The organism is Mesorhizobium sp. B2-3-7 (genome assembly GCF_006442695.1).
Classification (GTDB): domain Bacteria; phylum Pseudomonadota; class Alphaproteobacteria; order Rhizobiales; family Rhizobiaceae; genus Mesorhizobium.
In genome coordinates this window covers 34809-47008 of sequence record NZ_VFVV01000015.1, presented here as the reverse complement: position 1 = coordinate 47008, position 12200 = coordinate 34809, and the positions used below count along the sequence as shown (strand labels likewise).

The window sequence follows — 12200 nt, the reverse complement described above, 5'->3', positions numbered from 1 at the left end:
TTCGCCGTTTTTCTACTCCGCAAGCAAAGTTCGTGTCAGCGGATGGACCGGATCAGCCAGGCCTTCGACAATGTCGTAATGATGTCGGTCCGGCTCGACCACCGCGCTCGTGACGGCACCAAGCCCTGTCCAGATATTGGCCAGCAAGGCGTTCTGGCGCAAGAACTCGGACCGCTCGCCGCCTCCGGCCCAGCACGTGACGCGAGCGCCATCCATGGGCCGCAGCAGCGCCGGGCTTTCCGTCAGCGCCTCGGCTTCATCGATTTTCAGCGCCGCGTTCATGCCGGTGCGCATAAGCGGACGCAGGTCATGCAGGCCCGAAATCGAAACGACGTGGCGTACGCGCCTTGCCACGCCGGCCGCCAGGGGCGTTGATGTCGTCGCCATGCGGCTGGCGAGATGGCCGCCGGCCGAATGCCCGGTCAGCATAAGCGGTCCCCCGACCATCGCCGCCGCCTTGCCGATCGCCGCGCCGATCTCGTGGGAGATGCCGGCGATGCGTATGGCGGGGCAGAGCGTATAGGACGGCATCGCCACGGCAAAGCCGCTGTCAACCGAGCCCTTGGCGAGATGCGACCAGCTATCCTTGTCGGACTCCAGCCAGTAGCCGCCATGGATGAACACGACGAGCCCTTTGGGCTTGGCGGCGGGAAGGAAGAGATCGAGCCGGTTGCGCGGCCTGTCGCCATAGGCGATGTCGAGCTGAGCCCTGCCCTTTGCCGCAAGCGCATCGCGAAATGCCTGCGCCGGTTCGACCCATGCGGCCGGCCAGCGATCGCTGCCGGCGATGTTGGCGCCGTTGGCGTAGGCATTGTCCCAATCGGCAATGCGATGTTCGAGCATCGGCACCCTCCCCCGGACGGCATCGTTTCAGCCGCTAGCAATGGCGATCGACAGCGGCAACGTCAATGCTCCGGGGGCAAAACATTTTAGGCTTGAAACAAATTTCGACTGGTGCGATCCTGTGCCTTGTTCAGCGATGGGCGTGAGGCAGACAGGGGCAGCCGAAAATGCTTGGGCCATCAGCGCATATCGACACGTTCACGCGCGATAACCTGCCGCCGCCGGATCAATGGCCGGACTTCCTGCTCGACGGCTTCGACTATCCCGAACGGCTCAATGCCGGCGTCGAACTGACCGACAGGCTGGTCGAGAAAGGGTTGGGCGACCACACCGCGCTGATCGGCAACGGCCGCCGCCGCACCTACAAGGAATTATCCGACTGGACGAACAGGCTGGCGCATGCGCTGGTCGAGAATTACGGCGTCAAGCCAGGCAACCGGGTGCTGATCCGCTCGGCCAACAACCCCGCAATGGTGGCCTGCTGGCTGGCCGCCACCAAGGTCGGCGCCGTCGTGGTCAACACGATGCCGATGCTGCGCGCCGGCGAACTCGCCAAGATCGTCGACAAGGCCGAAATCACCACAGCGCTGTGCGACACCAGGCTGATGGACGAGATGACCGCCTGCGCCAAGGACAGCGCGTTCCTCAAGCAGGTCATCGGCTTCGACGGCACCGCCAACCACGACGCCGAACTCGATCGCGCCGCCCTCGACAAGCCCGTGACGTTTACCGCGGTGCAGACCGGGCGTGACGACGTCGCCCTGCTCGGCTTCACCTCAGGCACGACAGGCGTGCCGAAGGCGACGATGCATTTTCACCGCGACCTCCTGATCATCGCCGACGCCTACGCCCGCGAGATCCTGCAGGTGACGCCTGACGACATCTTCGTCGGCTCGCCGCCGCTGGCCTTCACCTTCGGCCTTGGCGGGCTCGCCATCTTTCCGCTGCGTTTCGGCGCCGCGGCGACGCTGCTGGAACAGGCCACGCCACCCAACATGGTCCACATCATCGAAACCTACAAAGCGACGATCTCCTTCACCGCGCCCACCGCCTATCGCGCAATGCTCAAGGCCATGGACGAAGGGGCCGATTTATCGTCGCTGCGCGTCGCCGTTTCGGCCGGCGAGACCTTGCCCGCGCCGGTCTTCGAGGAATGGACTGAGAAAACCGGAAAGCCGATCCTTGACGGCATCGGCGCCACGGAAATGCTGCATATTTTCATCTCCAACCGCTTCGATGACATGAAGCCTGCCTCCACCGGCAAGGCCGTTGGCGGCTATGAGGCGCGCGTCGTCGACGACGAAATGCGCGAAGTGCCGCGCGGCACCGCGGGCAGGCTCGCGGTGCGGGGACCGACCGGCTGCCGCTACATGGCCGATGCCAGGCAGAGCGACTATGTCCGCGACGGGTGGAACCTCACCGGCGACACGTTCTGGCAGGACGAGGACGGTTTCTTCCACTTCGCAGCGCGCTCCGACGACATGATTGTCAGTGCCGGCTACAACATCGCCGGCCCTGAGGTCGAAGCGGCGCTGCTGGCGCATGCCGATGTCGCCGAATGCGCGGTGGTCGGCGCCGAGGATGCCGAGCGCGGCCAGATCGTCGAGGCTCATGTGGTGCTCGTGCAAGGCGTGGCGCCAGACGCAATGACCGTCAAGCGTCTGCAGGATCACGTCAAGGCCACGATCGCGCCCTACAAATATCCGCGCTCGGTAAAATTCATCGCCGCTTTGCCCAAGACGCAGACCGGCAAGATCCAGCGCTTCCGGCTGCGTGCGGAGAAGATCAATTGAGCAAGCCCTACGACCCGTCCGCCGAGGGCGCGGAAATGTCGTTCAAGGAGCGCATGTCCTACAGCGACTATCTGCATCTGGAAAAGGTGCTCGAGGCGCAGGAGCCGCTTTCGTCAGCCCATGACGAGATGCTGTTCATCATCCAGCACCAGACATCGGAACTCTGGATGAAGCTCGCGCTGCACGAAATCGGCGCCGCAATCCGCTCCATCCGCGCCGACCGTCTCGAACCGAGCTTCAAGATGCTTTCGCGCGTCGCCCGCATCTTCGAGCAGCTCAACAATGCCTGGGACGTGCTGCGCACGATGACGCCCAGCGAATACACCGAGTTCCGCGACGCGCTTGGCCAGTCCTCGGGCTTCCAGTCGTGGCAGTACCGTGCCATCGAGTTCATGGCCGGCAACCGCAATCTCGCAATGCTCGGACCGCACAAGCACCGGCCGGACCTCAGCGAGAAACTGGAGGCGATCCTGGCGCAACCGTCGCTCTACGACGAGGCGCTGCTGCTGCTCGCCCGTAACGGCTTCGACATCGGTGCCGACGCAAGGCGTACGGACTGGCGCGAAACGCGGACCGAGAACGAAGAGGTCCTTGTCGCCTGGCAGATCATCTACCGCGACCCGCAGCGCTACTGGATGTTCTACGAACTCGCCGAGAAGCTGGTCGATTTCGAGGATTATTTCCGCCGTTGGCGCTTCAACCACGTCACCACGGTCGAGCGCATCATCGGCATGAAGCGCGGCACCGGCGGCACATCGGGCGCGTCCTACCTGAAGAAGATGCTGGAGGTGGAGTTGTTCCCGGAGCTGTGGAAGGTCCGCACCCGGCTCTGACGTAGCTTTGCCGACTGCATATCGTTATCCCGAACCCACTGCGCTTTTCTGAGCGACAGGCTCTTAAGTCACCGCCGCCTTGACGGCGAAACGCGCCTCCTGCCACGCGTCCGTGCGCAAAATGTCTTCCAGCACCTCGACAGCCTGCCAGACATCGACATAGCCGACATAAAGCGGCGTAAAGCCGAAGCGAATCGTGGATGGCGCGCGGAAATCGCCGATCACGCCGCGCTCGATCAAGGCCCGCATCACCTGATAGCCATGCGGGTGGAGGAACGAAACCTGGCTGCCGCGCTCATTGCCATCGCGCGGGCTTTCGAGTTCGAGGCCGTAGGCGCCGCATTTTGCCTCGACCAGTTGGATGAACAGATCGGTCAACGCCATGCTCTTCCTGCGCACCTCTGCCATGTCGACCTCGGCCCAGACATCGAGCGCCCCTTTGAGCGCGCGCATCGACAGCACAGGCTGCGTGCCGCAGAGAAACCGGCGGATGCCTGTGCCGGCAGCAAAACCCTGTTCGAAGGCGAATGGCCGCGCATGGCCCCACCAGCCGCTGAGCGGCTGGCGGACATCGCCATGGTGGCGCTCGGCCGCGTAGATGAAGGCCGGGGCACCCGGGCCGCCATTGAGATATTTGTAGGTGCAGCCAACGGCGAAATCGGCATTCGAACGGTCGAGCTCGACGGGCAAGGCGCCGGCGGTATGGCAGAGATCCCAGACAATCAGCGCGCCGGCATCATGTGCCGTCCGCGTCAGCGCGGCCATGTCGCGTAACTGCCCGGATTTGTAGTTGACGTGGTTGACCAGGATGACCGCGACCCGCTCGTCGATCAGTTCTTCTATGGTCGGCGCATCGACACCCTCGAGCCGCAGCACCGTGCCCGGCCGCGTCGAGGCAACGCCTTCGGCCATATAGAGATCGGTCGGAAAGCTGTCCCCCTCGGCGATGATGACTGACCTGTCCGGCCGCATCCCGAGTGCCGCATGCAGCACCTTGTAGATGTTGATCGAGGTGGTATCGCAGACCACCGTCTGGCCGGCGGCGGCCCCGATCAGGCGCCCGAGTTGGTCGCCGAGTTCGACCGGCATGTCGAACCAGCCGGCGGTGTTCCAGGCGCGGATGAGATCCTGCGCCCACTCCTGCGTGGCGGCCTTCTGCAGCTCGCCGAACACGGCTGGCGAAGCGGCGCCCAGCGAATTGCCGTCGAGATAGATCACCCCCTGGGGCAAGGTGAAGCGGTCACGCATGGCACGCAGCGGATCCGCGGTGTCCATTGCCTCGATCGCTGCGAGATCGGGAATTTTGCTCATGGTCGCGATGTTCCTCGGTGAGAAGAGCGCCCTGGAAACGGGCCGGCTGTTTTGCCGCCCGGGCAAGGGCTGGCCGCATAGAGGCGCAAGAACAGGGTGAACGCCCGGTTCGATCTTTGCTCGATTTCCGCCCGAGGCAGTTCCTCGAGCACCCCAACGATCCGGCGAACCTGGAGATCGCCGATCAAAAGACTGATGTAGATGTCGGCGGCTTCGGCAGGATCGTCACAGGCGATCAGGCCGGCCCGACTTGCGGTTCGAAGCAGGTCGCCAACAAGCGGCATTATGGTATTGCGGCCGAATTGCGCGATCGATTGGCCAAGCGTGCCTGTATCGTTGACGTCGCCGGCCGCGGCGCGATTGAGCGCCACCGCCTTGTCGCCCGTCACGAGGGTCAGCAGGACTGGCCCGAGCAAGTTCAGGGTTTCGAGCGGATCGCGCGCCTGGTGAAGGGCGTCCTCCAGCAGCTTCCTTGCCTCTCCCGCATTGGCTTCGATCAAGGATCGAAACAGGGTCTGCTTGTTGCCGTACCAGTTGTAGAGGGTTTCGTTCGAGGCCGATGCCCGCTTGGCGATAGCAAGCAGGGAGGCGCTCTTGTAGCCGGCTTCCCGGAGCACCGCATAGGCGGCCTCCTCTATCCGTTCGCGTCGCGCGGCCTGCTTCGGCGTGGTCATTGGTGTTCCTCTTCGAAAACCGTACATTATTATACGGTTTCGTCAAGCGAACGAACGAACGCAGCCCGTCGCGACCAGTGGTGGTGTCTGGCCGTTTTCCGGCGGAAGTTGGCATTTTGGTTTCGTTTCGTTCACGAGCCGCAGGGGTTTCTAATCCGCCCAAACGCACCCCGCACCTGCCGGTCACCCAGCTTGCAGGCTTGTGCCAAGAGTGGAGACCGGTCGGGCCACAGGCCATTAACCAAAATAGTTTCAAAGGGCCCGGGAGCGCATTGACGACGGACCGCGCTGGCAGGATGCTGGCTGCGGGAGGGCATTTCGTTTCCGTCGCCTTAACAAATTCATTAAACTTTAAATGGTTGCGGAACACAACTGGAACAGATAGTGTTTGTTCTGGGTTTGTTTTCTGATTCTGGTTCCAGACCCTTCGTGCAATGCCTTTGGGGGCCGCCATGCTCACGCGCAAGCAACATGAACTCTTGATGTTCATCCATGAACGGCTGAAGGAAAGCGGCATTCCGCCGTCCTTCGACGAGATGAAGGAAGCGCTGGACCTCGCCTCCAAGTCGGGAATTCATCGGCTGATCACGGCGTTGGAGGAGCGCGGCTTCATTCGCCGCCTGCCCAACCGGGCGCGCGCGCTGGAGGTGCTGCGCCTGCCGGACTCGATCGCGCCGGGTCTTAACGCGGCAAAGAAGTTCTCCCCGAGCGTCATCCAGGGCAGCCTCGGACAGGGCAGCAGCCCTAGCCGGCAGATCAAGCCGGCGACGTCTTCGCGTCTGCCCGCTGCCGGCAATGACGACGACGCGGTTTCAGCGGTGTCGATCCCGGTCATGGGTCGCATCGCAGCGGGTGTGCCGATCGACGCCATCCAGCATCAGACGCATTCCATTTCAGTGCCGCCTGACATGATCATGGGCGGCGAACACTATGCGCTGGAGGTCAAGGGCGATTCGATGATCGAGGCCGGCATTTTCGACGGCGACACGGTCATCATCCGCAATGCCGACACCGCAAGTCCCGGCGAGATCATCGTGGCCCTGGTGGACGAGGAGGAAGCAACGCTGAAGCGCTTCCGCCGAAAGGGTGCTTCGATTGCGCTCGAGGCTGCCAATCCGGCCTATGAAACACGTATTTTCGGACCGGACAGGGTCAAGGTGCAAGGCAAGCTGGTCGGCCTGATCAGGCGCTACTGAGCGGGGTCGGCGATGGGCTTTTCGGGTTTACGGTAAGGCGGCAGTCCCCTTGCCTCGCGTGAGAATTTCCGCTGTTCGTGCCAGGGCCGATATGGCCTGTCGACGGCAAAGCTGACCCGTGCCGGTGCCGTCGCCGATTGCTGGTCGAAGAAGACGGCGGCACTTCCCTTGCGAGCGAGCTGCCGCTTGGTGATGACGAGAACCAGCGGATTGTGGCAGGGATCGTAGCCCGCGGGGTCGTTGATGACGATCAGATCCGCATAGGAGCAGGCCCTCCAGGCGTCCTTGCGATCCTCCACCTGCGCGATGATCGCCCCCGAGGTATGCCGGGCCATGCACAGGCCCGTGAAGCAATAGAAAGGCGCTCCCGCCGGAAGTTGCGCGGGATCGAAGATGTCGAACTGTCGGTCTCCGCTGTCGAACAGTTCCGGCGCAACGATGGTTTCGGACTTCAGCGCGCGTTTCCAATTATCGACGGTGAATTCGTTCGGGCGCGCCCGGTTGATCGCGAGCTCGCCGCCGCCGATCGGCAACGCCACCAGGCGGGCATCCTCCGAAATCAGCACGTCCGGCGTGCGCGTGTCCGAGACGGTCAACAGGCCGGCGAGCGCGAAGGGAAGTGCCGCCAGCCGCAGCCATGTCGTGGCCATCGTCGCGATGACCAGGGCGATCGCCACCAGAAGGACGGATTGCTGCGAAATCAACCCGACCGCGTCGACCGGCGAGCGTTGCGAGATCCATCCTGATATGGCGATCATCGCGGTCAGTCCCTTGCCCATCAGATAAAGGGATGGTCCATCGAACCCGAACGGCATCAGCAGCGCGCTGGCAACCGCAAGGAACATCACGACCGAAACGATCGGCATGACGGCAAGATTGGCGAACAGGCTGAGCGGCGACACGCGCTGGAAATGCCAGATGGCGAAAAGCGCCGTGGCGCTTCCCGCGATAATCGAGGTCATCGCCAGCCCACCTGTCGCCAGCAGCAATTTTCGCGTCAGCAGGCTAGGCAAGGTCCGTTGCGGCGGCGGGGTCCGCGCTTTGTCGGCTTTGCGATCCGACCAGCCGGCATAGGCGCCGACCAGGGCCGCGGTGGCGGCGAAGGACATCTGGAAGCTCGGCCCTACCACCTCGTGCGGCGACACCACGATGACGGCGATCGCCGAAATAGCCAGATTGCGCATGGTGAGTGCCGCCCGATCGAACAGAACGGCGATCAGCATCACCGCCAGCATGATGAAGCTGCGTTCGGCGGCGACAACGACGCCCGAAATGACGAGGTAGGCGGCGATGGAGAAAAGTGCCGCCGCGGCCGCGTATTTCTTGACCGGCCGGCGGGAGGAAAAATTCGGGAACAGCGCGAAGCCGCCACGCAGCAGACCCATGACCGTGCCGGCGACCAGCGCCATGTGCAGCCCGGAAATTGAGATGATGTGGTAGATGCCGGTGCGTCGCATCGCTTCATTGATCTCGTCGGGAATCCCGGCGCGCACACCCACGATCAGCGCCGCGGCGATCTCGCCCTCGGCGCCGCCGATGCTGCCCCTGATATGGTCGGCAATGCTTTCGCGAGCACTCTCGATGGCGGCTGAAAGGGCGGCCCACAGCGGCCTGTCATCGGCTGAGACGATTTTGGGGTTGCCGAGAAAGAAGCCGCTGGCGCCTATGCCGGCGAAGTAGCTGTCGAAGGAAAAGTCGTAGCTGTCCGGCCGCACCGGTCCGGTCGGCGGCAACAGCCTGGCATAGCCGGTCACGAGCGAACCGGCCGTCACTTCAGCCGGCACCTTGCGTGCCGAAAGGCGAACGCGCTCCGGCGCGTAGAGTAGTTTCGGCCGCGCGGTCGATGTCACATCGATGGTCAGCCGGATGCGCCCGGTCTCCATCTGGTCGACCGAAACGACGCGGCCGGTGATTTGCGTGGAGATTTCCGAGCCCAGCATCCGCGTTCCCGCTCGCCACGTCTCGACTTTGCCGGCGAGCATGCCGAGCGCGCACAACAGCGCCGCCATGAAGCACAGATGCGTTTTCGGCCATGAGCGTGAAACGAGCGCGCACAGCGACATCAGGATCGCGACCGCGACAGGCTTGGCAAAGCCCGGCTCCGCCGCCAGCGAAAAATAGGCGATCGATCCGCATGCCAGGAACACCGGCACGAGCAGGAAGGCTATGCCCCGATCGAGTTCGAGCTCGGACGCTCTGGCCACGCCGTTGCGCAGACGAGGCCATGAAGCACGGCCGAACTCACGGCGCAGACGCACGGCCGCGCCGGCTGCGGGAATGCCGGGCGGCGTGGAAACATCCGCCGGCGGCGACTTGCTCGGCTGCTGTAGGGGCGACAACGCCAGCGGCAATGAGGCGGGCGCGGGCGTGGCAAAAAAAGAGCGTTCGCTGACGCCGGCAACGACGTCCTCGCCTTCCTCCGCGCCCCTGCCCGCTCCAGCCATCGGGTCTGCCCCTTGCGCCCTCGACACCCTATGCTACATGAACGCGCGACGCGCGAAAGTGCGTGTGATCCGCACCCCGCTCCAGACGTTTCCCGAGAGTTGTATGTCCGACAAGGTTGTCACCCGTTTTGCCCCCTCGCCCACCGGCTACCTGCACATCGGCGGCGCGCGTACGGCGCTCTTCAACTGGCTCTACGCCAAGCACACCGGCGGTACGATGCTGCTGCGCATCGAGGACACCGACCGCGAGCGCTCCACCGATGCGGCGACAGCAGCCATTCTCGAAGGACTGACTTGGCTCGGCCTCACCTGGGACGGCGACGCCGTCTCGCAGTTCGAGCGCGCGCCGCGCCATCGCGAGGTGGCCGAGGAGCTGGTGCGCATGGGCAAGGCTTACTACAGCTACGAGACCCCTGCCGAGCTTGAGGCAATGCGCGACGCGGCGCGGGCCAAGGGCTTGCCGCCGCGCTATGACGGAAGCTGGCGTGACCGCGACCCTTCGCAGGCGCCTCCTGGCGTCAAGGGCGCGATCCGCATCAAGGCGCCGACCAAAGGCGAGACGGTGGTGCATGACCGTGTCCAGGGCGACGTGCGCTTTCCCAACAAGGATCTGGACGACTTCATCATCCTGCGCTCGGACGGCAATCCGACCTACATGCATGCCGTCGTCGTTGACGACCACGACATGGGCGTCACCCACATCATCCGTGGCGACGACCACCTGACCAATGCCGCCCGCCAGACCGTGATCTACAACGCCATGGGCTGGGATGTGCCTTCAATGTCGCACATACCGCTGATCCACGGCGCCGACGGCGCCAAGCTGTCGAAGCGGCACGGCGCGCTGGGCGTGGAGGCCTACCGCGCCATGGGCTACCTGCCCGAAGCGCTGCTCAACTACCTGGCTCGGCTCGGCTGGAGCCACGGCGACGACGAGATCATGTCGATCCAGGACATGATCGCCTGGTTCGATATCGGCGATGTGAACAAGGGCGCCGCCCGCTTCGATTTCGCCAAGCTGGAGGCGCTAAACGGCGTCCACATGCGCCGCATGGGCGATGCCGAGCTGTTCGACATCTTCATCGCCACCTTGCCCTATCTCGAGGGCGGCCCGGCAATGGCCGCACGCCTCGACGACCGGAACAGGGCACAGTTGCTGGCAGCGTTGCCAGGGCTGAAGGAGCGCGCCAAGACGCTGGTCGAGCTTGTCGATGGCGCCGCCTTCCTGTTTGCCGCGCGGCCACTGCCGATCGACGAGAAGGCAGCCCTGCTGCTCAATGACGATGCGCGCAAGGTCCTGCGTGGCGCTCACGACGCCCTCGAGGCGGTTTCAGGCGACTGGACGGCGGCCTCGACTGAAGCCGCGATCCGGGACTATGCGACGGCCGGCGGCCACAAGCTCGGCGCCGTCGCCCAGCCCTTGCGCGCCGCCTTGACCGGCAAGAGCACCTCGCCCGGCGTGTTCGACGTTCTCGCCGTGCTTGGTCGCGAGGAGAGCCTGGCGCGCATCGCGGATCAAATCGATTAGGAGCAATCTGGCCCAAGAAGATTGGCATTGAAAGGCGCGTTTCGCAGTGCAACATTGAGCCTTGGCCCAATCTGGCACGCACTTCCTAAAATGCGGTCGCGAATACGCGCATTCGGTGACTTCGACGTGTCGCTTTGCAGAATTTGCCTTTGCCGGCATGAGGAAACAAGAAGGAGTTTGCAATGACCGAAGCTGCGACAAGACGGGAACTGGGCGGCAAGACCCAGGAAGCCACGGCAAAGCTGGAATTCGCCGGCAAGACGCACGAATTCAAGGTGCGAAGTGGTTCGGTCGGGCCTGACGTCATCGACATCGCCACGCTGTACAGCACCACCGGCGCCTTTACCTACGATCCCGGCTTCACTTCGACGGCAAGCTGCGAGTCCGAGATCACGTTCATCGATGGCGACGCCGGCATTCTCCTGCATCGCGGATATCCGATCGATCAGTTGGCCGAACATGGCGACTTCCTCGAAGTCTGCTATCTCCTGCTCTACGGCGAACTGCCGACCAAGGCGCAGAAGGACGATTTCGACTACCGCGTGACGCGCCACACCATGGTGCATGAGCAGATGTCGCGCTTCTTCACCGGCTTCCGCCGCGACGCGCATCCGATGGCGGTGATGTGCGGCGTGGTCGGCGCGCTGTCGGCCTTCTATCACGACTCCACCGACATCTCGGATCCTTACCAGCGCATGGTGGCGTCGATGCGGCTGATCGCCAAGATGCCGACGATCGCGGCCATGGCCTACAAATACCATATCGGCCAGCCCTTCATTTACCCGAAGAACGAACTGAATTTCGCCGCCAACTTCCTGCACATGTGCTTTGCCGTGCCGTGCGAGGAATACAAGATCAACCCGGTCCTGGCGCGCGCCATGGAGCGCATCTTCATCCTGCACGCCGACCACGAGCAGAACGCTTCGACCTCTACCGTTCGGCTCGCCGGCTCGTCTGGCGCCAATCCGTTCGCCTGCATCGCCGCCGGCATCGCCTGCCTGTGGGGCCCGGCGCATGGCGGCGCCAACGAAGCGGCGCTGAACATGCTGGGCGAGATCGGCCATGTCGATCACATTCCGGAATTCATCGCCCGCGCCAAGGACAAGGACGATCCGTTCCGGCTGATGGGCTTTGGCCACCGCGTCTACAAGAACTACGATCCGCGCGCCAAGATCATGCAGAAGACCGCGCATGAGGTGCTGGGCGAACTCGGCATCAAGGACGATCCGCTGCTCGACATCGCCATGGAACTGGAGAAGATCGCGCTCACCGATCCCTATTTCATCGAGAAGAAGCTCTACCCCAATGTCGACTTCTACTCCGGCATCACGCTGAAGGCGCTGGGCTTCCCCACCACCATGTTCACCGTGCTGTTCGCCGTCGCCCGCACCGTCGGCTGGATCGCGCAGTGGAAGGAGATGATCGAGGATCCGCGCCAGAAGATCGGCCGCCCCCGCCAGCTCTACACCGGCGCGCCGGAGCGAGACTATGTGCCGATCGCGAAGCGGTAAAAAGGAAGAAGTGAATAAGTGAGTAGTCAGTAGTCAGTAGGGAAAGAGCGGTAATCCTACTCACTAC

The 12200-nt window shown here is 63.6% G+C and carries 9 protein-coding genes; 5 read left to right on the top strand and 4 right to left on the bottom strand.

Going from position 1 to position 12200, the window contains the following annotated elements; translation table 11 throughout:
* Window positions 1–12 precede the first annotated feature (12 nt).
* Window positions 13–843: an alpha/beta hydrolase gene (locus FJ940_RS24475; protein ID WP_140625115.1), complete on the bottom strand. Its 831-nt coding sequence runs from the start codon at window positions 841–843 to the stop codon at window positions 13–15.
* 167 nt (window positions 844–1010) lie between these two features.
* Here FJ940_RS24475 and FJ940_RS24470 point away from each other — a divergent pair, with 167 nt between their 5' ends.
* Both FJ940_RS24470 and kynA read left to right on the top strand, forming a co-directional pair.
* Window positions 1011–2636, top strand: a complete 1626-nt coding sequence (locus tag FJ940_RS24470) for an AMP-binding protein (RefSeq protein WP_140658178.1) — start codon at window positions 1011–1013, stop codon at window positions 2634–2636.
* Window positions 2633–3469 (top strand): tryptophan 2,3-dioxygenase, encoded by an 837-nt coding sequence (gene kynA, locus FJ940_RS24465; RefSeq protein ID WP_140498668.1) that lies wholly within the window; start codon window positions 2633–2635, stop codon window positions 3467–3469. Before FJ940_RS24470 ends, kynA begins: the two co-directional genes overlap by 4 nt.
* A gap of 63 nt (window positions 3470–3532) precedes the next feature.
* Here the strand turns inward: kynA and kynU are convergent, their stop codons facing one another.
* Entirely contained in the window at window positions 3533–4780 is a 1248-nt protein-coding gene (kynU, locus tag FJ940_RS24460; RefSeq protein WP_140658176.1) for a kynureninase, read from the bottom strand.
* A complete protein-coding gene (locus FJ940_RS24455; RefSeq protein ID WP_181171810.1) occupies window positions 4777–5454 on the bottom strand; it encodes a TetR/AcrR family transcriptional regulator C-terminal domain-containing protein in 678 nt (225 codons plus the stop codon). The genes kynU and FJ940_RS24455 overlap by 4 nt, the downstream gene beginning before the upstream one ends.
* Window positions 5455–5906: 452 nt before the next feature.
* Between FJ940_RS24455 and lexA the strand changes: the two genes are divergently transcribed.
* Window positions 5907–6650, top strand: a complete 744-nt coding sequence (lexA, locus tag FJ940_RS24450) for a transcriptional repressor LexA (RefSeq protein ID WP_140498674.1) — start codon at window positions 5907–5909, stop codon at window positions 6648–6650.
* Here the strand turns inward: lexA and FJ940_RS24445 are convergent.
* Complete coding sequence (locus tag FJ940_RS24445) at window positions 6644–9094, bottom strand: ComEC/Rec2 family competence protein (protein WP_140658172.1); 2451 nt, start codon at window positions 9092–9094, stop codon at window positions 6644–6646. The two genes, lexA and FJ940_RS24445, sit on opposite strands and share 7 nt — an antisense overlap.
* Before the next feature lie 103 nt (window positions 9095–9197).
* Between FJ940_RS24445 and gltX the strand changes: the two genes are divergently transcribed.
* Window positions 9198–10622, top strand: a complete 1425-nt coding sequence (gene gltX / locus FJ940_RS24440) for a glutamate--tRNA ligase (protein WP_140515358.1) — start codon at window positions 9198–9200, stop codon at window positions 10620–10622.
* 182 nt (window positions 10623–10804) lie between these two features.
* Window positions 10805–12133 carry a citrate synthase gene (gene gltA, locus FJ940_RS24435; RefSeq protein WP_140498678.1) on the top strand — a complete coding sequence of 443 codons (1329 nt, stop codon included), beginning with the start codon at window positions 10805–10807 and terminating at the stop codon, window positions 12131–12133.
* Window positions 12134–12200: the final 67 nt, after the last annotated feature.